Origin of the sequence: Chitinophaga nivalis (assembly GCF_025989125.1) — a bacterium.
GTDB lineage: Bacteria > Bacteroidota > Bacteroidia > Chitinophagales > Chitinophagaceae > Chitinophaga > Chitinophaga nivalis.
Map to the genome: position 1 here is coordinate 3,062,859 of NZ_JAPDNR010000001.1, position 25,959 is coordinate 3,088,817.

At 47.3% G+C, this 25,959-nt stretch carries 21 protein-coding genes; 15 read left to right on the forward strand and 6 right to left on the reverse strand.

Annotated elements, in window-relative coordinates; genetic code table 11:
* Nucleotides 1-201 precede the first annotated feature (201 nt).
* Complete coding sequence (locus OL444_RS12500; protein ID WP_264732860.1) at nucleotides 202-504, forward strand: YtxH domain-containing protein; 303 nt, start codon at nucleotides 202-204, stop codon at nucleotides 502-504.
* Nucleotides 505-593: 89 nt separating this feature from the next.
* Here OL444_RS12500 and OL444_RS12505 read toward each other — a convergent pair whose 3' ends face one another.
* Entirely contained in the window at nucleotides 594-1,325 is a 732-nt protein-coding gene (locus OL444_RS12505; RefSeq protein ID WP_264732859.1) for an SRPBCC family protein, read from the reverse strand.
* Between the two features lie 225 nt (nucleotides 1,326-1,550).
* Here OL444_RS12505 and OL444_RS12510 point away from each other — a divergent pair, with 225 nt between their 5' ends.
* From OL444_RS12510 to OL444_RS12520, 3 genes are all read left to right on the forward strand, one after another.
* Entirely contained in the window at nucleotides 1,551-1,991 is a 441-nt protein-coding gene (locus OL444_RS12510; protein WP_264732858.1) for a VOC family protein, read from the forward strand.
* A gap of 58 nt (nucleotides 1,992-2,049) precedes the next feature.
* Nucleotides 2,050-2,898: a 3-keto-disaccharide hydrolase gene (locus tag OL444_RS12515; RefSeq protein ID WP_264732857.1), complete on the forward strand. Its 849-nt coding sequence runs from the start codon at nucleotides 2,050-2,052 to the stop codon at nucleotides 2,896-2,898.
* A gap of 235 nt (nucleotides 2,899-3,133) precedes the next feature.
* On the forward strand, nucleotides 3,134-4,354 hold the full coding sequence (locus tag OL444_RS12520; protein ID WP_264732856.1) for a DUF4272 domain-containing protein: 1,221 nt from the start codon (nucleotides 3,134-3,136) through the stop codon (nucleotides 4,352-4,354).
* Nucleotides 4,355-4,447: 93 nt separating this feature from the next.
* On the opposite strand, the gene OL444_RS12525 is transcribed toward OL444_RS12520, so the two are convergent.
* Nucleotides 4,448-6,202, reverse strand: a complete 1,755-nt coding sequence (locus tag OL444_RS12525) for a DUF885 domain-containing protein (protein ID WP_264732855.1) — start codon at nucleotides 6,200-6,202, stop codon at nucleotides 4,448-4,450.
* A 298-nt stretch (nucleotides 6,203-6,500) separates the two neighbouring features.
* On the opposite strand from OL444_RS12525, the gene OL444_RS12530 reads away from it, so the two are divergent.
* Complete coding sequence (locus OL444_RS12530) at nucleotides 6,501-7,211, forward strand: RNA ligase family protein (protein ID WP_264732854.1); 711 nt, start codon at nucleotides 6,501-6,503, stop codon at nucleotides 7,209-7,211.
* On the forward strand, nucleotides 7,180-8,304 hold the full coding sequence (locus tag OL444_RS12535; RefSeq protein ID WP_264732853.1) for an AAA family ATPase: 1,125 nt from the start codon (nucleotides 7,180-7,182) through the stop codon (nucleotides 8,302-8,304). Before OL444_RS12530 ends, OL444_RS12535 begins: the two co-directional genes overlap by 32 nt.
* A 91-nt stretch (nucleotides 8,305-8,395) precedes the next feature.
* Here the strand turns inward: OL444_RS12535 and dcd are convergent, their stop codons facing one another.
* Nucleotides 8,396-8,932, reverse strand: coding sequence for a dCTP deaminase (gene dcd, locus OL444_RS12540; protein ID WP_264732852.1), 537 nt, complete (start codon nucleotides 8,930-8,932; stop codon nucleotides 8,396-8,398).
* Nucleotides 8,933-9,073: 141 nt separating this feature from the next.
* Here dcd and OL444_RS12545 point away from each other — a divergent pair, with 141 nt between their 5' ends.
* The 7 genes from OL444_RS12545 to lpdA all read left to right on the forward strand — a co-directional run bounded on the left by OL444_RS12545 (nucleotide 9,074) and on the right by lpdA (nucleotide 17,107).
* A complete protein-coding gene (locus tag OL444_RS12545; protein WP_264732851.1) occupies nucleotides 9,074-9,712 on the forward strand; it encodes a 4'-phosphopantetheinyl transferase family protein in 639 nt (212 codons plus the stop codon).
* Nucleotides 9,713-9,728: 16 nt separating this feature from the next.
* Nucleotides 9,729-10,223: a shikimate kinase gene (locus OL444_RS12550; protein WP_264732850.1), complete on the forward strand. Its 495-nt coding sequence runs from the start codon at nucleotides 9,729-9,731 to the stop codon at nucleotides 10,221-10,223.
* A 1-nt stretch (nucleotide 10,224) separates the two neighbouring features.
* Nucleotides 10,225-10,617 (forward strand): DUF423 domain-containing protein, encoded by a 393-nt coding sequence (locus tag OL444_RS12555; RefSeq protein ID WP_264732849.1) that lies wholly within the window; start codon nucleotides 10,225-10,227, stop codon nucleotides 10,615-10,617.
* Nucleotides 10,618-10,629: 12 nt separating this feature from the next.
* A complete protein-coding gene (locus tag OL444_RS12560; RefSeq protein ID WP_264732848.1) occupies nucleotides 10,630-12,048 on the forward strand; it encodes an alpha/beta hydrolase family protein in 1,419 nt (472 codons plus the stop codon).
* A 21-nt stretch (nucleotides 12,049-12,069) separates the two neighbouring features.
* On the forward strand, nucleotides 12,070-14,760 hold the full coding sequence (locus OL444_RS12565; protein ID WP_264732847.1) for a DNA translocase FtsK: 2,691 nt from the start codon (nucleotides 12,070-12,072) through the stop codon (nucleotides 14,758-14,760).
* A 136-nt stretch (nucleotides 14,761-14,896) separates the two neighbouring features.
* Complete coding sequence (gene lolA1, locus OL444_RS12570) at nucleotides 14,897-15,559, forward strand: outer membrane lipoprotein periplasmic chaperone LolA1 (RefSeq protein ID WP_264732846.1); 663 nt, start codon at nucleotides 14,897-14,899, stop codon at nucleotides 15,557-15,559.
* A gap of 141 nt (nucleotides 15,560-15,700) precedes the next feature.
* Nucleotides 15,701-17,107 carry a dihydrolipoyl dehydrogenase gene (gene lpdA, locus OL444_RS12575; RefSeq protein ID WP_264732845.1) on the forward strand — a complete coding sequence of 469 codons (1,407 nt, stop codon included), beginning with the start codon at nucleotides 15,701-15,703 and terminating at the stop codon, nucleotides 17,105-17,107.
* An 81-nt stretch (nucleotides 17,108-17,188) separates the two neighbouring features.
* Here the strand turns inward: lpdA and OL444_RS12580 are convergent, their stop codons facing one another.
* Nucleotides 17,189-20,008 carry a S8 family peptidase gene (locus OL444_RS12580; protein WP_264732844.1) on the reverse strand — a complete coding sequence of 940 codons (2,820 nt, stop codon included), beginning with the start codon at nucleotides 20,006-20,008 and terminating at the stop codon, nucleotides 17,189-17,191.
* Nucleotides 20,009-20,524: 516 nt separating this feature from the next.
* Between OL444_RS12580 and OL444_RS12585 the strand changes: the two genes are divergently transcribed.
* Entirely contained in the window at nucleotides 20,525-21,346 is an 822-nt protein-coding gene (locus OL444_RS12585) for a M57 family metalloprotease (protein ID WP_264732843.1), read from the forward strand.
* Nucleotides 21,347-21,474: 128 nt separating this feature from the next.
* Here OL444_RS12585 and OL444_RS12590 read toward each other — a convergent pair whose 3' ends face one another.
* Nucleotides 21,475-22,533: a sensor histidine kinase gene (locus OL444_RS12590; RefSeq protein WP_264732842.1), complete on the reverse strand. Its 1,059-nt coding sequence runs from the start codon at nucleotides 22,531-22,533 to the stop codon at nucleotides 21,475-21,477.
* A gap of 164 nt (nucleotides 22,534-22,697) precedes the next feature.
* Here OL444_RS12590 and OL444_RS12595 point away from each other — a divergent pair, with 164 nt between their 5' ends.
* Entirely contained in the window at nucleotides 22,698-24,866 is a 2,169-nt protein-coding gene (locus OL444_RS12595; RefSeq protein ID WP_264732841.1) for a S46 family peptidase, read from the forward strand.
* A 117-nt stretch (nucleotides 24,867-24,983) separates the two neighbouring features.
* On the opposite strand, the gene OL444_RS12600 is transcribed toward OL444_RS12595, so the two are convergent.
* Entirely contained in the window at nucleotides 24,984-25,877 is an 894-nt protein-coding gene (locus OL444_RS12600; protein ID WP_264732840.1) for a class I SAM-dependent methyltransferase, read from the reverse strand.
* Nucleotides 25,878-25,959 lie beyond the last annotated feature (82 nt).

Below are 25,959 nucleotides of genomic sequence, written 5' to 3' on the forward strand. Positions count from 1 at the left end.
ATTTCAATTTTTGGAGCAGTAACTCCGGTTGATCCCCAGACAGCTATTTTATCAATGCTATTAAAGTCTTTAAGAGAATAACTCAGCCTATGTATCACTATCGGGGCCATTCCTGGCCTGATATTTGAAAAATCGGCTAACAGATGTACAGGTGAACAACGCCTGCTTTTCATTTGTTTAACCATAAAAAATCTAGTGATTATGTCTACTACCAAATTTTTAGCTGGTGCCCTTGCAGGAATAACTACAGGTCTGGTGATCGGAGTTTTAGTAGCACCGGATAGTGGCAATGCAACCCGTAAAAAAATTAAGAACAAAGCAGATGGCTGGCGCAAAAAAGTGAATGGGTTATTGGGGAAAGGTACAGATGAATTGTCTGATCTGAGAGATGTATTTGAACACGAAATATCAGGTTTGGAAGATGATGTGCGGGAAAGAGTACTCAAGCTGATTAATAAAAGTCAGGGTACGTACGATCGGTTTAAACAGGAAGTACTTTCATAAAACAGTGAACAGCTGTATAAAAAAATACGCATGGTGTATAGCAATAAGCGCTCTTACACCATGCGTATTTTTTGTTGCCGGCATGCCGGTTATACAATAGGCTCTCCGGTTTCCATGTAATGCTTAAATCCCCTGATATCTTTAATGATCATATTTTCAAAGGCCGGATTGAGCAACCACGCCAGACCGGTGCCTACATAGCCGGCCGGTGGGCGGTAGGTGATCATCACATCAATCGTGGTACCACCATTCATCGCATGTGAAAAAGCGACCCTGCCCGCCGTAGCAATCGATGAACCAGGCAATGAACGCCATCCGATCATTTCACCGGGAATCTCTTTTACAATCTCCGCATCCCAATCCAGGGTACCAATGCCACCAGGACCTTTTACTACCCAATGAGAATGAAAAGGATCTTTTTCCTCTACTGATATCAGGTGCTTCATAAACAGTGGCAGGTTATTTAACTGCCGCCAGAAGTAATACACTTCTTCCTTGGGATTGTCGATGGTTAAGGTCGTGCGGATATTTATAGCAGTCGTGTGCCGGTCCGTATTCCTTTTGCCCATAAAGCCGTTCAGTAAACAGTTGCCCGATACGCCCCGGTAAAGCAAATAACCGGCAGTCAGTATTTTCAGTAAACTGCCCAGTGGCCTTTTGTCTACCTGACTAATGGCAGCCCCTACCAGCCACGAACCGGTAAAAATAGATACAAGACGACCTTCCGTTGTTACATTGATAAGATTGGAGCGATCGTAAAAACGCCCTGCTGCTGGCTTTGCCGGTTGGTAACCGGCTGATGTGGATGTGTAGGTATTCATACATATGGTTTGCAGAGCATCAGCGAAAACCCTGCTTTTTTATTGGGAATAGTAAATGATTGATTTTTATAGGGATAGATATTGGATATTTTATTTTGACATGTGGAGGAATGGGGACGGTGCGTAATTTATTACACACTATTTCCCGGGAAAAATTAAATCCCGATCCCGTTAAGAATAATTTAACTTTAGTATAATACGTTCCCCCTCAAAAATACACCCATCATGGCAACAGATTACAGACCTGCGGGCTTCCACGCACTGAACACCTACCTGAGTGTAACCGGCGCTCATCAGCTGATCGCCTTTCTGCAGGCTGCATTTGGGGCAAAGCTGGTATATGTGGCCACCGATGAAAACAATCAGGTACGCCATGCACAGCTACAGCTGGACGACTCCATGCTGGAACTCAGTGAAGCCAGTACGGCTTATCCGCCTACCACGGTCAATTTCCACTTTTATGTGAAATCCGTAGACGAAGTATACCGGAAGGCGCTACATGCCGGCGGTAGCAGCACCATGGAACCACAGGATATGTATTACGGGGAACGTTCCTGCGGCGTAAAAGATCCCTTCGGCAATACCTGGTATATCAGTACTTTCCAGGAAGTGCTTACCGAAGCGGAAATGAAAGCGCGTGAGGAGGCCTGGAAAGCCAAAAACTAACCATGGCTTGCATTTTTCTTTGCTATCAATTATCTTGATCAGTCAAACAAAGGAACACATGAAAAAATTATTGACCACGTTATTGCTGCTGGCCGGGCTCTATACCTCCGCACAGAAAAAAACAGCACCCCATCAATGGCTCCAGCTCTTTAATGGTAAAGATCTCAAAGACTGGGATATCAAAATTTCAGGCCACGATCTCAATGATAATGTTGGCAACACTTTCCGGGTGGAAAACGGATTGCTGACAGTCAGCTATGACCATTACGATGCCTTCAATGAACAATACGGACATATCTTCTACAAGAAAAATTTCTCCGCCTACCTGTTGGTCGTGGAATACCGTTTTACCGGCGACCAGGTGAAAGGTGGCCCGGGATGGGCATATCGCAACAGCGGTGTGATGCTGCACGGACAAACCGCTGCCAGCATGACCAAAGACCAGGACTTTCCCATATCGCTGGAAGAACAGCTGCTGGGAGGCAACGGCAAAGACGAACGTAGCACCGCTAATCTGTGTACACCAGGAACAAACGTAGTCATGAATGGAAAACTGATCACCGATCATTGTATCAGTTCTACTTCCAAAACCTATCCCGGCGACGGATGGGTACGTGCAGAAGCCCTGGTACTGCGCGATTCCGTGATCAAACACATCGTGGAAGGAGATACGGTACTGGTATATAATAAGCCGCAAATAGGCGGTGGCAACGTATTGCATGCCAATCCGGCTGTAAAGCAGGATGGAAAACTGTTAACAGAAGGCTCTATCAGCCTGCAAAGCGAAAGCCATCCGGTAGCTTTCCGGAAAGTAGCCTTGTTTGATCTCTCTCCCTATATGCACGATCCGGTAAAACTGCAACAGGTATTAAAACGGTTGCAACAAAGAGGGAAGGTGGAGCAATAGGGAAAGCTGTATATGATGCCTGGGCCGGGGAGGTCTGGGGGGCCTGGGTGGCAGGCAGGCAGTGGCAAGGAAAAGGATACAAAGTACGATGGCTGATAAGGAATGCCGCTTCATCATACAACTGATTTAAAGGTGAACAAATCGGATTTTCCTGGTTACCTAAATTACTGAAAAAAAGAAAACCAGCCCTTTTTTCGGCTGGTTGGGCTAACTTTGGCCACTCGAAAAAATTGCCATGGAAAATTGTACGCTCTATACGCATGAAGTAGAAATGGAAAAAGTACTGGCCTGTGTACGGGCGCATTTTGGCGCATCTGCAGTAACAGTAAAAGGACCGGACCATAACTGGGAAAGTATCAGTATCAGATCAGGGAAAAAATTATTACGTAAAGGAAATACCCTCTCGATAACTTATCGTCAGCGTGCGGTGCCCGGCTATGAACTCTTGTACAGCGATGATCCGGTGACCGCGAATCTGATGGGCATGCATGGTTTTGTGCAACAACTGCCGGCCGATAACCCGGCGCTGAAAGAACTGCTGCTGGCTAAAATTACGACCATCAATACGGAAATAGCGATGCAGGCGGAACCCGCATTCAACGGCGAACTCCGGGCAGTGGTGATGGAAATGGCACAGGAACTGGATGGTATCTTTTTCAGTGAAAAGAATTTTATCTTCAATACCCCTGTGCAGGGCTTCTGGGATAAATCCGGCGCTTTGCTGCTGGATGTAAACGGACATGCCACAGCTACACACCTCGCCGTAAATATTCACGCCAAATATTTTGATGCTGCAGAAGGGCCTTCTCCGGAAGCCGCTGCCAGAAAGGATCGTAGCCTGGAGCAACTCACCGGTATGCAGGTGAAATCCAGTGTCAACCTGCCGGTTATTGTAGACGAAAATGCGGTAGTACTCCGTACCGCCAGAGAAGTGGCGGAAAGAACAGCCATACTGGCGGCTGTAAATGCGGTGGCTTTTGGGTACCTGGATGGGAGCGAAGTCGTACAATATCTGCAGCAAAATCAGCTGTGGGATAAAACAACAGATGCGGAAAAAACTTTCCTGGACAACCCCACTCCGGACGATAAAACCCGGGAAACCTGGAAGTGTGAAGATGTCTGGGTATTGTTATGGGCGCTGCATAAAATTCCTTCTTTGGGTTATATCAACGACCTGTGCAACCTGGATATGGTACCGGAAACCGCTTTCCCTTTTAAAGGACCGGCATCAGATCCGGCTGCATTTCTCAACGATGCTGTTTCCCTGCGCTCCGCTACGGAAATCCTGGATGCCAACGACCTGTATTACCGGGCCCACTGGGCTTGCGTGGATGCGCGATTGAAAGGAGAACAGGAACCGGTACACCCGGGCATCGTATATGAAAGACATTATGCCCTCAACTGGTTGATCAACTACCGTAACCAGCCATGGGACGACGTTACCTGCGATACCTGATGGGTGTCATCCTATCATGAAACGGCTATAAAACATAACGCCTTGCATAACAGCTGTTATGCAAGGCGTAAATATATAAGCAGATAATCGTGACTATTTTTTCAGCATCAGCTGCCGGATATATTTTACCGGTGCACTGCCATAGCTCAGGAATTTCTCATTGAAGGTTTTCAGTTTGTAGTTACTGCCTTCCTGTTGTTTGTAAGCTTCGCGCAGGTCAATGATTTCTTTGTAGCCGGTGAAATAGCTGGTGAGCTGTACACTGGTTACACTTACTCTCTTCCATTTACCTTCTGCTTCGGCCTGTTGCTGGAACGCTTCTTTGGTCAGCAGGTGGATGGCTTCTTCCTTACTCATATTTTTTACGTGTACGCTGTAATCCAGGATGGTATTACATACGGCACGCAGGTTCCATTTGTACCACATCAGCCACATTTCCGGCTCATCATTACCATAGCCGTTTTCCAGCATCATCTGTTCGGTGTATACAGCCCATCCTTCAATCATGGCGCCATTGCCCATCAGTGATTTGATCAGGCTGGGAGATTGATTGGCATATACCAGCTGGGTATAGTGACCTGGAATGGCTTCGTGAATATCGAGGATCTGCAGGATGTATTGGTTGTATTCGCGCAGGTAGCTTTCTGCTCTTTCTTTCGGCCATCCTTCCAGGGAGCCTACGTTGTAGTAGGTATTACCACCTTTATCGTAGGGGCCAGGCGCGCTGATGGAAGCACCGGCAACACCCGCCATATAGGCTGGCTCTTTACGTACGACCAGTGGTTTGCTCGGATCGATATACAACAGGTCTTTTTCCTTGATAAAGGCAATCAGGGAAGGCAGTTGTTTTTCGATGGCAGATTGGAACTCTTCCGGTTTTACGTGACGTACAGAAAGCGTGTCAATCATACGGCCAACCAGTTCCAGTGAATCAGTAGGAACCGGTGTGTTGCCAAAGTATTTAGGCCACAGCTGGCGGCTGATTTTCATCATCTCGCCATGTACAAAACGTTTGCGGGCTACCGCTGAGTCATAAATCTGGGAGGCGCTGAAAGAAGATTGTATGCTGTAGTTAAATTTCTGCTCGTATAAAGCCTGTCCCAGCCGGAAGCTCCGGGGATTAGCCGGTTTCAGGTCTTTTAACCAGGTTGCATAGCCTTTGATGGCGGTTGCCGCTGCTTTGGCACGGGCTACTATCGTAGCTTTTTCTGCTGCAGGAATGCTGGTTTTGTTGAGAGAATCCAAAAGGTCTTTTTCAAACACAGATACACCGCCGTTATTCTGGTCGATGGCCAGTGCGGTCAGTTCCGGCACGGGATCTTTGATCTGTTTTTTCGCGGCCTCATAGTAAGCCGGAATGTTTTGCAGGCGAATGGCGATGCTGCGCAGACGGGATTCCAGCGGGGCATAGTTCTCATTCAGGATGAAAGCAAACGTATTGCTCACATTAAAAGAGGAGGGATCCCACTCGTTGCTTTTCAACTCCTTAATACCCCACTGAGCCGATTGCAGGAAATTTTCAATCAGCTGATAATCGGTCTGGTTGGCATCCGTCAGTTTGGATTTGTCGAATGATTTTAAAGAGTCCAGCTGTTGTTGGGCAAAAGCCAATGCTGCTTTGGAAGCTGCTTCGTCGGGTACAATCAGCACGGAATCATAATTGTGATAACCCACACCGGTGGCCCAGTCAGGATTCTCTTTCCAGAGGGCATCAATAAAACGTTGCTCGTAGTTGCTGAAAGCTGCGTTGAGCGTGCTGTCTGACGCTCCTCCCTTACTACCGGTACCGGTGTTGTTACAGGCGGCCAGCGTAGCAGCTGCAGTTGCACATAGTAGGAATTTTCTCATTAGACTTGATTGTTGTTGATTTCAAAAGCATGCGTAATATACTATTAAATACTTCAATAAGAGATAAGACATGGATGGACGGAAAAGTCCGGCTGGCAGGAGTGTACCTCCCCGGATATCCCCTGGTGAAGAAGATAGGAGCAGGATTTTCCGGATCTTTTATTTACTTTTGCCCTTCATTATTAAAAACTGCAAACACTTGCGCCATGTAATATCACAGGTATATTAATAATTCCTTTCAGCCGTTCCCGCCCGGGAGCCGGCCTGTGATAATATTGTCTGATTAAAACGAAATAACATGGCCATTTCACAAAAATATGGCCGTACGTACCATTACCCTTTTTCGCCGGGAACCACCAGCGATGATCGTATTCAGCACGACTACTGGGAGTTGCTGACAAAAATCCCGGAACTGGTACATACGGAAAAACTCGACGGAGAGAATAATTGTCTCTCACGTTACGGGGTGTTTGCACGTTCGCATGCGGCCCCCACTACTTCCGCCTGGACGGAAAGTATCCGCCGTTACTGGCAAAGTATCCGGAATGACCTGGGGCAACTCGAGATCTTCCTGGAAAATGTATATGCCATACACTCTATTACCTATAAAAACCTGGACCATCATTTTTATGTATTGGGTATCCGGGAAGGCGACCGCTGGCTGAGCTGGGAGGAAACCCGCTTTTATGCCGCTATGCTCGATTTACCGGTAGTACCGGAAATCAAACGGATAACGCCGCCGGCTACACGCCAGGAGTTTGAAAAAGATACCCTGGCCCTGGTAAATGGCCGCGGTGCTTTTGATCCGTACGATGTGCATACCGGCCAGCCTACGGTGATGGAAGGTATTGTATCCCGCAATGCGGCCGGTTATCCGGTAGCGGCATTTGCGGAAAATGTATTCAAGTATGTCCGCAAAGGACATGTAAAAACCGATCAGCATTGGACCCGTCACTGGCAACGTGCTGCACTAAATTATGAAGGAGGCTATCATGTGGCAGATCAGTGAAAATAAAACATGGGCATACCTGGAACGTACCTTCGATTGGGTACAGGTAATGCAGGACGTACCGCAGGATGCCCGGCATCATGCAGAAGGTAACGTGGCCGTACATACGCAGCTGGTACTGCAGCAGCTGGAACAGCTGCCGGCATACCAGGAGCTGCCGGCGCAGGAACAGGAAATTCTGTGGGCTGCCGCGTTGTTGCATGATGTAGAGAAATACAGTACTACAGTCATCGAACCGGATGGCACGATTACTTCTGCCGGACATGCCCGGAAAGGCGCTATGAAAGCCCGGCAGATCCTTTACCGGGATATCGTCACGCCTTTCCACATCCGGGAGCAGATTGTAGCATTGGTACGCTACCACGGTTTACCCCTGTGGGTATTTGATAAGCCCGACCCGCAGAAAGCAGCGATTGCCGCCAGCCTCGAAGTAGATACGCGGCTGCTGGCATTGCTGGCCCGTGCGGATGCCCTGGGCCGTATCTGCAGCGACCAGGCCGACCTGCTGTACCGCCTGGATTGTTTTGAAGAGCTGTGCCGGGACATGCAATGCTGGGGCCAGCCCCGGGCTTTTGCCTCGGCGCATGCCCGCATGCATTACCTGCTTAGAAGCGACAGTGCCCCGGATTATGTACCGTTTGAGCAACCTGCATTCCGCGTTATCATCATGAGCGGCCTGCCGGGTGCGGGTAAAGACACCTATGTGCGGCGGCATTATCCGCAACTGCCGGTCATCTCCCTGGACGATATCCGCCGGGAAATGAAAATAAGTCCGACCGATAAAAGCGGGAATGGCACCGTGATACAGGCAGCCAAGGAAAAGGCACGGGTATACTTACGGGATAAGCGTGCTTTTGTGTGGAATGCCACTAATATAACCCGGCAGATGCGGGAACAGCTGATCAGTTTATTGCTCATTTATGAAGCAGCGGTCACTATTGTATATGTGGAAGTACCGGCTTCGCTTTTACTGCAGCAAAACAGGCAGCGGGAAGCAGTGGTACCGGCGCTGGCAATGGAACGGCTGATCAGTAAACTGGAAGTACCGGTCAGTACAGAGGCGCATGAAGTGGTATATGTGGTACCTGAGTAGGGGAGCGGGTGACGGGTGGAAGGATTTCCGGGAAGATGCAGGAACAGCCAACAGCTGTTTTACATCTTCCGGAAAATCTTTATTGAGAGCTTTAGAATTCATTCTTCCACATCATACTTTCCACTGGTCTGATGGTGTGGCTGTTATATTTGGCGTTGCCTTTCTTGTTATAGAGTGTTTCCACTTCTCCTTCTACGACGAAGTAGATCAGCTGCCCGATGGGCATGCCGGCGTATATACGTACCGGTTGGGCGCAGGAAATTTCCAGGGTCCAGGTATTGCAGAAACCAACATCTCCTTTACCGGCAGTTGCATGAATGTCGATCCCCAGGCGGCCGGTGCTGGATTTACCTTCCAGAAAAGGCACGTGGGCATGTGTTTCGGTGTATTCTTCCGTAACACCCAGGTAAAGGGTACCCGGTTGTAATACGTAGCCTTCTGCCGGGATTTCAAAATGATCGATTTCATTGTGTTTGCGCGCATCCAGTATCCGGTCTTTGTAGGTGGCCAGGTGTTTACCCAGGTGTACATCATAGGAGTTGGTACCCAGATATTTCCGGTCGTAAGGCGCAATCACGATAGTGCCTTTTTCAATTTCCTCCAATATCCGTTTGTCTGACAGAATCATGATCAGGTTATTTAGTTTTAGTGAGCTTTTGTCGGTTTTTTGATAGCAGCTGCTGTTTTTAGTGTGAATGCGAACACTAATTGCTAAAAGCTGGTAGCAAATAGCGGTTTTTTCTGCTTTTTTGCTTTAATTTGGCAAGATATGCCATTAATACGTACCATACAAATTGATGCGGATACGAAGCTGGGGGTGTGGAAGATAACAGAGGACGAAAGCTTTTTCCGGACAAAGGTGAATATCAGCCGGGATATACATCATTTACATAAACGATTGCAGCATTTTGCCGGCAGATACCTGCTGCTGACCCTTTTCCCTGATTTCCCTATTCAGCAGATTACGGTAACTGATTCCCGTAAGCCGGTACTGGCCTGCGATAGTTACCATTTCTCTATCTCACACTGTGGCGATTATGCAGCTGCTATTGTCAGCAAAACAGGCGCGGTGGGCATCGACATTGAAGAAATAAAAGAAAAGATAGAATGGGTGTCGCATAAGTTCCTGTCGCCGGAAGAACAAGGCTTTATGGACCTGCGCGAAACCCTGGCGCATAAAAGTATTTGCTGGAGCGCCAAAGAAGCCATGTATAAATGGTATGGCAAGGGAGGGGTTGATTTTAAAGCGGATATGCGCCTGTATCCCTTTGTGTTTCAACATACCGGTTTTATCAGTGCCGAATTTTTGAAGCCGGATAACAATACCCGGTTATATTTGCAATACATCATAGAGAACAACCTTTGCCTCGCCTGGACGCTTCCTGCACGAGGTCTGGATAACCATTAATTACCTGAATTACTTTATGAAAATATACCTGCTCGGTTTTATGGGTGCCGGAAAATCCTATTGGGGAAAACAATTGGCGGATCATTGGCAGCTGCCTTTTTATGATCTGGATGAAGTAATTGTAGGGGCAGAAGAGATGGCCATCAGTGATATCTTCGCTATAAAAGGGGAAGACTATTTCCGGGAACGGGAAAGTATGTTGCTGCGGGAATTATCGCGCCAGGACAGATTCCTGATTTCCTGTGGCGGTGGTACGCCCTGTTTCCAGGACAACATGGACTTTATGAATGACCATGGCACTACCATCTGGATCAACCCTTCTATCGCTGCGATGGTAGAACGGCTGCAGCGGAAAAAGTCAAAGCGTCCGTTAATCCAGGATCTTGATGATGATGACCTGAGTGGGTTTGTGGAGAAAAAGCTGGCCGAAAGGTTACCTTTTTATCAACAGTCCAGGCATATAATTTCATCTGATAATATTTCATTGGATACCTTTACGGAAAATTTCTAGTATGCATAAAAGTTTTTTAGTTTGGGCAGCGGTTTTAGGCGCATTGGCAGTAATCCTGGGTGCATTTGGTGCACATAAACTGAAGGAGCTGGTGCCGGTTGAAACCGTATCTACTTTTCAGACAGGCGTTACGTATCAGTTCTATCATGTCTTTGCATTGTTAATTACCGGCATTCTCTTTGCTCATCTCCCGGGCAGCCAGTTACAATGGGCAGGCAGGTTTTTTATTACAGGTATTATTCTTTTTTCCGGATCACTGTATCTGCTTACTTTGATGAAGATGACCGGCAATGTAGGATTAAAAGGTATCGGTATCATTACGCCTATTGGCGGCGTATTTTTTATCGCCGGTTGGATTAGCTTGTTGTTGGGCGTGCTCAGGATAAAGGCATAAAGCAGTTTTTCTATGTACAAATGCGGTTGGGCGCTATTGTTGTGTGTTTGTCTGTGCGCGGTGGTGCGGGCACAGGATCCTACTGTTATTACCGGTAAGTGGTATGGCGTAGCTACTTCCTATTATGGCGAGAAACAACGGTTGATCGTAACCCTTGCCAAACAAGGTACAGGGTATGCGGGGCAGCTGGAAAGTCCTGACCAGACAGCGGTAGCATTACCTTTTGATCAGATTGTATACCGCAGGGATACCTTATTGTTGCGTATAGACGACATCCGGTTTGCCTATACGGGCGTGTGGGATGTGGCCTCGGCACGGTTCAAGGGATTGTTTTCCTGGAACGGACAACAGAGCCGGCTGGATCTCAGCCGCACGGTCATCAACCGGGAAGACGTGAGCAGACGGCCACAGGAACCGGTAGCTCCTTATCCATATTATACAGAAAACGTTACATTCGATCATACAAAAGATAGTATTACCCTGGCCGGCACGTTTACCCGGCCGGCCACCCTGGGTAAATATCCGGTAGTGGTCCTGATCAGCGGTTCCGGTGCGCAGGACCGCAATGGTGAAATGGCCGGACACAAAACCTTCCTCGTACTGGCAGATTATCTGGCCCGTAACGGCATTGCTTCGCTGCGATGCGACGACAGAGGAACCGGCGCATCCGGCGGCGATCATACAAAAGCCACGATTTACGATTTGGCAGCAGATGTAAAATCGGCGATGGCCTATCTGAAAACAAGGCGGGATGTGGATGTCCGGAGTATCGGACTGGCGGGCCACAGCGAAGGTGCCGCCATTGCGCAGATAGCGGCAGCAGATAATCCGGCCGTAGCATTTGTGATAGCCATGGCGGGTCCGGGACTGCCCGGCCGCGAACTGGTAGATCAGCAAATCATCATCAACGGAAGGCTGGCCGGAGAACCGGATAGCCTGACACAATCCCGGTTGTTGCGACTGAAACCATACTGGGATGCATTGGCGGGTGATACGAATATCGCAGTGGCAAAAGCCCGTGCAACGGAGGTACTGCGGGATATGTACCGTCATGCTCCGGATAGTATTAAACAGCAGGTATCTGAAGAAGTATTTGCGGGAGATATTAACTTCACCCCGGAAATGTCTTCTTTGTTATTATATAAACCACTCGTATATCTCAGGCAGATTAAATGCCCGGTCATGGCTATTAACGGGTCGCGGGATATACAGGTGGAGGCAGATGCCAATCTGAATGCGATAGAACGGGCATTGCGCGAAAATGGCAATATGCTCGTAACAATCCGTAAGTTTGAAGGTTTAAACCACTTGTTCCAGCGTTGTAAAACCTGTACAGTAGAAGAATACGGTGAACTGGAACAAACCATTGATCCGATGGTCCCGGAATTCATGTCACACTGGATACTGCAGTTGCCGCCAACTGCAAAGTAATCCCAATTTTGAAGCTATATTATGTCGAAGAATAAATTGAAAACCGAAAAACCGGAGAACAAAAAACCAAAAGGCGCCGCCCCGAACCCCGATGTGTTGAAGAAAGACAAGGAGCCTGAGGTAAAAGTAAAGGAGCTGGTAAAAGATGAACGTACCCATAAAGTAATGGGCGTGTTTTTTCTTTTGCTGTCCGTGTATTGTTTTATTGCATTCACTTCATACCTGTTTACCTGGGAAGATGATCAGGATAAAGTATTCCGCTATTCTACGCAGGAACTGCTGATTGGCGATGTAAAGGTAGATAACCTGCTGGGCCGTCTGGGGGCCTATGTATCCCATAATTTTTTCTTTAACGGGGTAGGCGTAGCAGCTTACCTGTTTTGTTATTTCTTTTTTATCATCGGTGTGAATTTTATAGTGGGCCGCCGGGTATTCCGGGTTTGGCGCAATGTGAAATATATTCTTTTCGGATTGCTGTTTGTCAGTATGACGCTGGCATTTCTGGCCGGTGGTTTTGATTTCCCCTGGGGTGGTGCCCTCGGCAATGCACTGAATAAATGGACCTCTGGTTTTGTGGGTAAAACCGGTACGGCGTTATTACTGCTGGTAGCCGGTTTCTCCTGGCTCATCTGGAAATTCAATTTCGATTTCAAGTGGCCGGAAAAAAAGGTGAAACCACCTAAACCTGCTCCGGTAGCACCGCCGGTAACGCCGTTGGCCGCCGCAGCTGCTGCAGTTACGCCAGCTGCTGCCACGCCGCCCCCGGTAAAAGAGGCCGACCGTAAAAACGGATTAAGGGAAGATAGTGGCGTGATGGTAATTCCGCCTGCTGCGGAAGAAGACCTGGATGAGTTTTCACCCATGGAGTTGGTAGAGCGGGAAGAAATTACTGTGATTCCTTCGCATGTACCGCATGTGCCACCGGTAGTGCCGCCGGCGCCTATCCTGAACGAGCCCGAAGAAGAGGAAGAAGAAGGAGAAGAGCTGATGCTGGAGTTGAAAGAGTTGCCGGAAATGGAAGAAGGGGAGGATGAAGATCCGGGGCCGTTGCTGTATATAGAAGAAACGCCTGCGGAAGAAGTGGCGCCGACACCTAAAAAGAAAAATGCACCGCAGGAAGTAGCATTCGAAATCAAGCCTACTTTCCAGGATGAGGAAGAAGAGGTAGAAGAAGTGGCCGCAGTAAGGCCGGTGGTACCGGCTGATCCTTATGATCCTTCCCTGGATCTGCGGGACTATCAATATCCTACCCTGGACCTCCTGGAAAATCATAATGCCGATAAAGTTATTGTACAGGACACCTCAGAGCTGGAGAAAAATAAAAACCAGATCATCGATACCCTCAAAAACTATGATATCTCTATCCAGAAAATCAGTGCAACCGTAGGACCTACGGTAACACTGTACGAGATTGTACCGGCAGCGGGTGTACGTATTTCCCGGATCAAAAATCTGGAAGATGATATTGCGTTGAGTCTGTCGGCCCTGGGTATCCGTATTATCGCGCCTATTCCGGGTAAGGGTACCATTGGTATTGAGGTGCCCAATGTGAAAAAGACGATTGTATCGCTCAAAAATATGCTGGCATCGGAAAAATTCCAGTCCAGTACCATGGACCTGCCGATTGCCATCGGGAAGAAGATCGATAATGAAAACTTCATTGCGGACCTGGCCAAAATGCCGCACCTGCTGATGGCAGGGGCTACCGGTCAGGGTAAATCCGTTGGTATCAATACCTTGCTGGTATCGTTGTTGTATAAAAAACATCCGTCGCAGCTGAAGTTTGTACTGGTAGATCCCAAGAAGGTGGAGCTGTCGTTGTATAAGCTGATTGAAAAACACTTCCTGGCAAAGCTGCCGGGAGAAGATGATGCTATCATTACCGATACCAAGAAGGTGATTCATACCCTCAATGCCTTGTGTATTGAAATGGATCTCCGGTACGACCTGTTGAAGGAAGCCGGTACACGTAATATCCGGGAGTACAATAATAAGTTTACCCAACGCCGACTGAATCCGCTGAAAGGTCATCGTTACCTGCCTTTCATTGTGCTGGTCGTGGATGAGTTTGCGGATCTGATTATGACCGCCGGTAAAGAGGTGGAGATGCCGATTGCCCGTTTGGCCCAGCTGGCCCGTGCGGTAGGTATTCACCTGATTATTGCTACCCAGCGTCCTTCCGTGAATATCATTACCGGTACCATTAAAGCCAACTTCCCGGCGCGGGTAGCCTTTAAGGTATCTTCCAAAATAGATTCCCGTACCATCCTGGATATTGGCGGCGCAGAGCAGCTGATCGGACAGGGGGATATGCTGGTGTCCTTCAACGGAGAACTGGTACGTTTACAGTGTGCTTTCGTGGATACGCCGGAAGTGGAGAATGTGGCAGAGTTCATCGGCAACCAGAAAGGGTATCCGGATGCTTTCCTGCTGCCGGAATATGTAGATGACAAGGATTCCGATGGTAAGGAACTGACGCTGGCAGACAGGGATCCGTTATTTGAGGAAGCAGCACAGGTGATTGTACAAACCCAGCAGGGGTCTACTTCCTTGCTGCAGCGGCGGATGAAGCTGGGGTATAACCGGGCGGGCCGCCTCATGGATCAGCTGGAAGCAGCCAGCATTGTAGGGCCTAATATGGGTAGTAAGGCGCGGGATGTACTGGTTAAAACAGATGCAGAGCTGCAGGAAATCCTTAATAATTTGTTATAATTTGTTTTAATATGTCGGTATTCGGAGAATTTGCCATCCATTTCGCTGGAAATAAACGAATTTCGCGTGTTGTAAAAAAAACCTGATCATACCGGCATGGCATTTGTCTGATGCCGGGTAAGAAACCAAAAAAACTATGATGAAGAAATTTGTATTAACGGGATTGTTGTTGGGCGGTATTGTTTTCGGCAGCACGGCGCAGTCAAAAGGAACCAACGACCCGAAAGCCAAAATTGTTCTGGATGGGGTTAGTAGTAAATTTAAATCATTAAAAACAGTCGTAGCGAATTTTATATTAAAAGTAGAAGGGGCTAATAACAGTGTAAATGATTCCAAAAAAGGAACCGTATACCTGAAAGGCGCCAAGTATAAAGTGACCCTGCCAGGCCAGGAGATCATCAGCGATAACAAAACCTCCTGGACTTATGCCAAGGATGTGAATGAAGTAACCATCAACAACGTAGACCAGAGCGGCGGCGCCATGACACCGGCGAAACTCTTTACCAATTTCTACGATAAGGATTTTCTGTATCGCCTCGAGGCAGAAAGCAACGAAAAAGGTAAGGTATTGCAAAACATTGAGTTAACGCCTACTGACAAGTCAAAAAACATCTTTAAGGTGATTGTATCCGTAGATAAAAAGAACCAGAACATTGCCAGAATGAAAGTGTTCGAAAAAAATGGTAATCATTATACCTACGAGATCACCAGCTTTACGCCTAATTCCAACCTGAGTGATGCTACGTTTACTTTCGACGCTAAAAAATTCCCGGGCGTGGAAGTAGTGGATCTCAGATAATTTTATAACATATTATAGATTAAAAATTACGCATTGGCCGGAAGATGATCGCGAAAGCGCTTCCAGTCAATGCGTAATTCTTAATTCCGAATTCGTAATTAATTTTCTACCTTTGGCAAGTTTCAATTAAAATTAAATAATATGGCATACGACGTAATCGTAATTGGTAGTGGGCCCGGCGGATATGTGGCTGCTATCCGTGCTTCTCAGCTGGGATTTAAAACCGCAGTCGTGGAAAAAGAAAACCTGGGTGGGATTTGTTTAAACTGGGGCTGTATTCCAACCAAAGCTTTATTAAAAACTGCACAGGTATTTGAATATACGCAGCATTCCAAAGATTACGGTATTACCGTAGGTGATGCGAAAGTAGAATTTGATGCTGTTATCAAACGTAGTCGCGGTGTTGCTGATAAAATGAGCAGGGGCGTACAGTTCCTGATGAAAAAAAATAAGATTGATGTGCTCCTGGGCCATGGTAAAGTAAAAACCAAAGGTCAGGTAGAAGTAACTGATAAAGACGGTAAAGCTACCGTATACGATGCGAAACACATCATCCTGGCTACAGGCGCCCGTGCACGGGAACTGCCTAACCTGAAAATTGATGGCAAAAACGTAATCGGTTACCGTGAAGCGATGGTACTGCCTAAACAACCTAAATCCATGATTGTGGTTGGTTCTGGTGCAATCGGTGTTGAGTTTGCATACTTCTATGCTACTATCGGCACGAAAGTAACCATCGTTGAATTCCTCCCGCGTATTGTACCGGTAGAAGATGAAGACATCTCCAAAGAACTGGAAAAAATATACAAAAAGAAAGGCATCGATATCATGACCAACGCTTCTGTAGAAGCTGTGGAAGCTACTGGTAACGGTGTGAAAGCGAAAGTAAAAACCCAGACAGGCGAAATTACCCTGGAGGCAGATGTAGTACTGAGCGCAGTAGGTATCGCTGCCAATATCGAAAACATCGGTCTGGAAGGGCTGGGTATCAAAACCGATAAAGGCCGTGTACTGGTAGATAAATACTATCAGACCAATATCCCGGGCGTTTATGCTATCGGTGATATGGTTCCTGGTCAGGCCCTGGCACACGTAGCTTCCAAAGAAGCGATCGTTTGCGTGGAAGCTATCGCTTACAACGAGAAAAAATACGCACACAAACCTGCTACCATCGATTATATGAACATTCCGGGCTGTACTTACTGTGCACCTGAAATTGCTTCTGTTGGTTATACAGAGAAAGCAGCGAAAGAAGCCGGATACGAAGTTAAAGTGGGTAAATTCCCATTCTCTGCTTCCGGTAAAGCTTCTGCTGCCGGTGCAACTGAAGGCTTCGTAAAAGTGATCTTTGATGCCAAATACGGCGAATGGTTAGGTACCCACATGATCGGTGCCAACGTTACAGAGATCATCGCTGAAACGGTAGTAGCCCGCAAACTGGAAACTACTTACCAGGAAGTGCTGGATTCTATCCACCCGCACCCAACCATGAGCGAGTCTGTAAAAGACGCGATCGAAGTAGCTTACGGAGAAGCGATTCACCTGTAATCAAGTAATTGTAAATACAAAAGAAAGCCGTTCAGACCAGATCTGAACGGCTTTCTTTATGTTGGAAAGTCAGGCAGTATACTACTGTTGTTTCACGAATTTTTTAGCCAGGATCTTTTTCCCGTCAAGATAAACCGTGCAATAATACAGGCCATTGGCCAGCTGTTGCAGGGGGATAGCGGATTGCATATCGGTAATGGTACGTAGCAGTACCGTACGTCCGGCCATATCGGTAATCACTACCTGCCGGACATGTGGTTCCTTATCCAGTATATAGAGATGGGTGCTGGCAGGATTCGGGAAGAGGATAATATCACTTTCCATCAGTATCTGTATGGACACAGAATCGGAGTAATAATTACGTCCGTCCACGGTTTCCAGGCGCACGCGGTAATTAATAATGCCTTCCCACAGATCGCCATCCAGGTGATTGAATGTGGTAGCCTGATTGACAGGCTCCGTACCCAGCGGCTGCCACACGCCATGCGACAGCTTTTCCCAATGTACATTTTTAAGCATATAGGTACTGCCCAGGCTTAACGACAGGGCTACCTTGTTATCGGTGGTTTTGTCGGCCAGCAGGCTTTTTACATAACAGTCTACACCCTGCCGGGTATAGTTGATGGTGTAGCCTTTTTCACCGGCCCAGCCGGCAGGTGCTACTGGTGCAACGGCGAAGTAGGGGGTAGCAGTTTGTTGTTTGGCAATAAACACAAAGGTGTCCACCGTTTGTTTGTAGGGAACGAGGGTAGTGGCTCCCATGGCATATGCCTGGTAGGCGGCCGCGCCGGGAACGGGCGACCAGTACAGCATAACAGAGTCGCTGCAGTTAAAGCCCACTTTGATATCCGCTGTCGGGGAAATATAAAAGGCCGGGCTGATAAAAGCAGTATCCGGCAACGAAAATTTCAGGAAGGCCTTTTTCAATACATCCGGTGCACTCCAGTTCCAGGTACCATTTTGTATCGGTATCTGTTGCGCCAGCGTGATCCAGGTGGCACCACTGTCAAGGCTATACGAAAGATCACCAGTGCCGCTAAACGTCGTTTCCCATTGCAGCTGGGTGAGTTGTCCGGCTGGCAGCACACGGGCAGCTACCGGATTTTGCCATTGGAAGGTGTTTTCCGGTGTGAAGGCATAGGCCAGATAAAAGGCCTGTGACGCCGATGAGAGGGCATCGGCTTTTACGCTGATCCTGAGCGGTCCTGCCGGTGGTTGGGTAATGCTGATCTGTTCTGTATTATTTACGTGATCCTGGCCCCGCCAGGCCGTTTTTTTCAGCGAATCGGCAGAGGGGTAGGAACTGAGTATCCAGGGCAGGTATGTGTGGCCGCCGGCGTCGGTAATGGTCATATCCAGGTCGTTGATCAACGCTTTGGGCGCATCTTTTGTTGCTGCCGGATCATTCCAGCACAGGGTCACCTTTACCTGTTGGGTACCGGCAGGTACATTGATGTCGAAGGTGCTGGTCTGGCGTGGTGTGGCGGTGCCCTGGCGATATCGGTTTTCCTGTATGGTTTGCATGGCGCCCAGGGCATGCAGGTTACCATAGCCATGGGTATAGGCTGGCAGCAAACCTTTAGGTAGCCAGGCACTGTTGATGATAATAGCTTTGATCAGGGCGGAAGAAGGAACGTTGCCAAAACGTTGCCGCCATGCATCCTGCAGCAAGCCAACAACACCAGATGTCATGGCCGATGCACCGGAAGTACCATCTTCTCCATAGGCCGTCACATCTGGTTTGATACGGCCATCATAGGTGGGGCCCCGGGAACTGAGTCTTTCTACTACAAAGCTGCTGCTGGTGCCTCCTACTATCAGTAAATTTTTAGCCTGTTTGAAGCTGCTGGATAGGTTAGCGACTGCCGGAATGCCCTGGTACCGGCCGCTGGCGGAGGTTTCAGTACCAACATTGCCGGAAGAGGTGACTTGCACGAGGGTATCGGTTGTCACGATCAGCTGATCAAAGGCCGCTGACAGGCCATCGTATTTGTTTTCAACTGTTGAACCATAGGAATGGTTCTGCACCGTGATACGGTATTGCTGAAAATAACGGTCATCATCTGGAATGAGCCCTATATTATAGCCGCTTGACAGGAGAGATGCTGCGGGAATCACACCTAAGCCTTTGCTGCCGCTGCTGCCCGCGCCGGCAATAAGGGTAGCCATCGCAGTGGCATGACTATTAAGGGTATTGGAAGCTTTGGCCGAGGCAATATATCTGCCTTGTAAATCGATGTCTGTGGTATCGAATAAGTCTTCTTTAACGGAAACGGTTATACTTTTTCCCTGTATACCCGGATATTGCTGTTGCGCAATACTGATCCGGTTGATGATGCTATTGCTGATGTTGACAATCATTTCTGTCACAGGGCGTCGTATGATGTCGGCGGTGATTACATCCGGTTGCGCAATAAAAGCGGGCCAATCCCGTTTGCTTACCTGCAATATGGCAATTGCATATTGTTTACTGTCGTATTGCAGGCGGGCATGTTCCAACAGTATGGCGGCATGTTGGTAACCTATCTGCACAGTAAGACTATCTGTGACCGCCATGTTTTCAAGTGTCTGTAGTAATGTGTTGGTCGCTTTCCAGTTGTTGTTGGCGATATAACTATAGACTGTTTTTTTCAGCGTAGCACTATCAGCAGGTAATCGTTTCAGGATATAATGATGGCGGGTAAGCGCTTTTATCAGCCCGTATTTGTCCAGTATTTTTTCTATCGGCGCTTCGCTGAATTTTACAAGAAAAGCGGCAGGATTAGATAGTCGGCCAACGGTATCTGCTGCATAACGAAACAAAATAGAATCGGTAGTCATTTTTTCCCGGGCAGCAACGAAGTTGCAGCAAATAAGCAGCAAAAGTAATAGGGAAAAGACTTTGGAGGTTATGTGCTTCATGTCAGGGTTTAGCAAAATATCAGGATTTCGGATTAAGTTCGTTATTAAATCTACTCTAATTAATGCTCCGTCGCAATTTTTTATGAGAGAAAAAACAAAATATTTTTTTTAAGTAAACCGAAAGTTGTAATATTGAAACGTTATATTTGAATTGTAAATATCAACAAAATCTAAACAACGATCTGAAGAGCTGTTTCACAAGAAAGTTAATCTGACAGTTAGTTAATCTGAATAGAGCAAGTCTGAGATACCGGAGAACACCGGTTTACATGTCATCACCAATCCATTAGAACTATAGGCGGTATACCAGAGCAGGTATGCAGTCCGAATCATGTCTCAAAAAAGAGAGCACAGGTTTCCTGTATTTTTTTGGGCCGTAAAATAATAACGCTGTGTCGGGAAAGCTTGTAGTGCGGTCACATTACAGCAGCGTGTAAATGAATTGTTTGCAACATTTGTCTGTTCGCGGGAACAGGCACCGGGATACCTTTTTTTATAAACCCAAAATCTGAATCTATGAACAAACAAACCCTCAGTGTGTGCGGCTGTCTGCTCGCTGCCTTCATGATCACTTCCTGTCAGAAAAACGACAAACAACAGGAAAACAAACCTGATCCGGTATCTGCAGAAGTATTAGCCCAAATCAAAGCAAATGGCTTCAGCACTGACAATGTACGTAAAACCGACGACGGTTACCTGGTAGAAAACGACATCCTGCTGACCGCAGCGCAATTGAATGAAAAACCAACTTCGCCTGTTCTCCGCATTGCTGAAGTAGAACAGTACCGCACGAACAACCTGGTATCAGCATTGCCACGCGTTATCAAAGTGAAAGTTTCTGGCCTGGGTGCTGCTTTTGTGGCTGGTGCCGACACCGCTATTGCCCGTTACAACAGACTGGGACTGCGGATCACATTCTCCCGTATCACTTCCGGTACGGCTAACATTACCATCCAAGGCTTTAACGAAGGCCCAAGCGGTGGTTACATTACTTTAGGTTCTGCCGGTTTCCCAAGCGGTGGTAATCCTTTCACTACTATTAAAATGAACACCAATGCAGCAGCGTATGGCAGCAATCCAAACGTACTGTATGTGGGTTCCGTTATTCAGCATGAAATCGGTCACTGTATCGGTATGCGTCATACCGACTACATGAACCGCGCCTACAGCTGTGGCGGTAGTGCTGTAAACGAAGGTGATGGCGGCGTAGGTGCCGTACCTATCCCAGGTACGCCTACTCAGGCTGATCCTAACTCCTGGATGCTCGCCTGCTCTAATGGCGGCAACCGTACTTTCAATGCCAATGACATCATTGCGTTGAAATACCTGTATCAATAAGAGCACGTAAAAACATTGCAGGATGAACTGAATGCAGCGATTTTCCAACAACATGATCAGCAAATCTGTCCGGAATATCTCATCGCTGCATTCTGGTTCATCCTATCTTCTTTGCAGGTAGTTGTAATCTATGCCCGCAGTTGTAGCGTAATCGTATAGTCGCCATCGTTAGTACATATACTGAGTTCGTATTTGTCCGGATATAAATGTTCCAGCCGCTGCCGGGTAGTAATAATACCATTGCCCGTTTGCCGGATGTCCGGAGCAAGCGAAAACAGTCTGTTACGACAGCAAAAAAGTATGTGCGCCGCTGATATATCCAGCCGGATATCAATCACGGAGTTTTCCTGATTACTGACGCCGTGTTTAAAGGCGTTCTCCAGAAAGGGTAATAACAGTAAGGGCGCTATACATTTAATATCCGGACTACCGGTAATCGTCAGGTTCACTTTGGTATGGCTGGTTAACCGTAACTTTTGCAGATCTATATAATCATTCAGGCAATCAATTTCATGCTGTAATAACACATAATCATCCCGGTTACCCGCTGTAATGTAACGCAGGATATTGGATAGTTTCAGTATAGCCGTTGCGGTATGCTCATGCCGCGTAATCGCCAGGGAATAAATATTATTCAGGGTATTAAAAAGAAAGTGCGGTTGTATCTGGGCTTTCAATACGGTTAATTCTGCCTGTACTTTCCAGTTGATCGCGTACAACGCTTGCTTCTCCTGCTGTTGCCAGCGCCTGGTAATGCCAATGGCCGTGCTGAGCGCCAGTAATAACAGCAGTAATAATAATCCTGCAATATCTACCGGTATTGTTTTCAGCAGACTAATATCTGATAGTAAGGATACCTTATTGTCGGAAGTGTTGTTTTGTGCCGGTGATGATGGGAATAAATGTGTGAATGGCTGCATGAAATTGATGATCAGCAATAAGAAAAGTACCACTAAGGTATATAGCAGGTATTGTTTCCTGAAATATATCCGGGGCAATAAAAAATCACCATGGAAATAAAAAAAGGAAATGTAGATCAGCAGAAATATATAGTAATCTGCAGAAGATAAAAGGGTGATAGCATCCTGTTTACTGGTTTGTCCGCTGATGAAAAACAACGGTAAACTCAGACATAATAGCCATCCCGTTATGTGTGTGATGAGCACGGAATATTTTAACCGGAACATGGGGGACAGATATAGGCATGAAATTGACGTAATCTGTCCGTAAAAAATAGATCACCTCTGTAAATCCGCGCTTTGTATCGATGAATGATGAGAAACACCCCTTTATCCTTTCCCGCCTCCGTTAATTGTAGTAAATTGCCATTTTTATAAAAAGAATATCAGATATGTTGCAACGAATCGTGAAGCCGCTGCTGGTACTGGCATTGTTGGCGTTAACACAGTACTCCTATGCTACGGAAGGTATGTGGCTCCCTCAGCTGCTTTCCGGTCTCAATGAGAAAGAGATGAAAGGAATGGGCATGAAAATAAGTGCCGCCGATATTTATAACATCAACAAAGGCAGTCTGAAAGACGCCATTGTGAGTTTCGGTGGTTTCTGCACAGCCGAAGTCATCTCCACCCAGGGATTGCTGTTAACGAACCACCACTGTGGTTATGGCGTTATTCAGAAACACTCCTCCTTACAGAACAACTTTCTGGAAAATGGTTTCTGGGCCAAAACAGCGGTAGAAGAACTGCCTAATCCAGGGCTGTTCGCCACTTTTATCGTACGTATTGATGATGTTACCAAAGCCGCCCTGCAGGATGTACAACCCGGCATGACGGAGAAGGAACGCCAATCGGCCATCGATAAGCGACTGCACGAAATCAGACAAAATGCCCGCAAGGAATCCTGGCAGGAAACCATGATCAAACCTATGTTTGAAGGCAATCAGTATTTCCTGTTTGTAACGGAAACCTACCGCGACGTACGACTGGTTGGAGCACCGCCTTCTTCCATCGGAAAGTTTGGTTCCGATACCGATAACTGGGTATGGCCACGTCATACCGGCGATTTCTCCATGTTCCGCATCTATGCCGGTAAAGATGGCCGCCCTGCGCCTTATTCCAAAGATAATGTGCCTTTAAAGCCTAAACACGCCCTGCCTATCTCCATGAAAGGCGTGAAACAGAACGATTTTACCATGGTACTGGGCTTCCCGGGCCGTACGAATGAATACCTGCCTTCTGAGGCGGTAAAACAAACCGTAGAGGTGACAGATGCAGCCAAAGTAGAGATGCGGGATGCTGCCCTCAAAATCATGGACAGCTACATGCGTAAAGATCCGCAGATCAAAATTCAATATGCTGCTAAATATGCTTCTACTGCCAACTACTGGAAAAAGTGGATGGGAGAGATGCAAGGTGTAAAACAAACCAATGGCATCGCCAGAAAACAACAGTATGAAGCTACCTACCGGCAGCTGCTGGCAGGCAATCCTACCTGGCAGCAACAATATGGTGGTGTGCTGGATAGCCTGAACAGCTTGTACCGTCAGATTCAGCCCTATGCACAAACCCGCGATTATTATAGTGAACTGGTAGGTAATGTGGAACTGTTTACTGTGAGTGATAAGCTGCTCAACTTCCTCAGCGACGCCCGTCAGAAAGGAGAAGGACAGTACGAAACCCTGCGCAGCCAGTTCCTGGAATCTATGGCGCCGTTTTATCAGAACTACAATGCCACAGTAGATAAAGACATCTGTGTAAGTCTGCTGGCCTTGTATGCGCAAGGTGTACCGGCCCGTTTCAGCGGCAATGAATACAACCAGATCTGGCAGGTAAGCAACAAAGACAGCCGCGCACTGGCTAATCAGCTCTACGCTGCTTCCGCACTAACGTCGATGGATAAACTGAAAGCGTTGCTGCAGCAACCACTGAATGCCGTAGTAGCCCAGGTATGGAAAGATCCGGCTGCAGGTATGGCAATCGCCCTGCGCAACGGATTTGTAGAGAATGTGAGCAAACCGCTGAATGAGTTGCAACTGGGCATCAATAAGCTGCAACGTACCTACATGCAGGCACAGATAGATGTCATGGGTAGCAAAAAACGTTTTTATCCGGATGCCAACAGCACCCTGCGGGTAACCTATGGTAAAGCAGATGGCTACACGCCGCGCGATGGTGTGCGCTACGACTTCTACACCTACCTCGATGGAGTGATGGAGAAATATATTCCGGGAGATTATGAGTTTGATGTACCGGCCCGCCTGATAGAACTGTATAAGAAAAAAGACTATGGTCAATATGGTGTAAATGGTAAAATGCCGGTATGTTTTATTGCATCCAACCATACCACCGGCGGTAATTCCGGCAGCCCGGCACTGAATGCCAACGGGCACCTGATAGGATTGAATTTCGATCGTACCTGGGAAGGCACCATGAGCGATATCAACTACGATCCTTCTATCTGCCGTAATATCATGGTAGATATCCGGTATGTATTGTTTATCGTGGATAAGTTTGCCGGTTGTACCAGGCTGATAGATGAAATGAACCTGGTGAAAAAATAATCAGTAAGTCATCATACAACGTCATTAAAAAAGGCGCTGCAGATCATTGGATCTGCAGCGCCTTTTTAGTATTTTATCTGATGACATAGCTGCTTTGGAAACAGGTATTCCGGAAGATTAAATTTTACATTCGTATACAATAGAACTGCACCGGTCTACTGTTTTCAATCCTTTACGGTAGGAGTTCAGGCCATGAATAAATCCTGCCAGGAGCCGGCTTTTACCGGTTTTATATTTTTCACTGAGCAGACTTACATAAAACCCGTCAAATACCATCGGATGTTTTTTCACTACCTGGATCTGATGCTGGTTCAGCAACTGTTCCATGGCTTTCGGTGAAAAATGATAGAGGTGACGTGGTACATCGTAAGCGGCCCAGTATTGTCCGTAATGAGCGGCATCCAGGGAGGTATAGTTAGGCACGGCAATCAGCAGGGCGCCTCCCGGTTTTAGTAAGGTACGGATATGATCCAGGTATTGATGCAGGTCATGTACATGTTCCAGTACATGCCACATGGTGATGGCATCATATTGTTGCGGTGGTAGAGTAGACAGCGCCTCAATAGGTAATGGCGTCAGCTGATAAATATCCTGCGCGTTGCGGCGGGCATTTTCATCCGGCTCCAGCCCGGTTACCGTCCAGCCGCCGGTTTGCATATAATGCAGGAAGGCGCCGGTGCCACAGCCAATATCCAGCAGATTACCCTGCTTGATACCGGCAGCATTACGTACCCAGTTTTGTTTGGAACGTAAGGTGATCTTCCTGACGCTGTGGTATAAACGATTAATGAGTCCCTGTTTGGTTTCAGAATGGGAAATATATTCCTGCGACTGATAATACCGGCCAATAGCCGCGTTGTCGGGAATATTTTGTGTGAAACGGCCGCTGCAGCCGTTACAATGCCAGATGCTGAATGTTTCTTTCGATACAGTGTAATCCTTTGCTGTCAGTGTTTCCTGAATCTGCGACGACCCGCAAAGCGGGCAGCTGCTATAATAAATTGAGCCCATGCTACATTTTGAAGTGCTAAATTAAAGAATTACGAATTATAAATTAAGCTGCGCTACCGGCCAGGCAGATAAAAGTAACCCA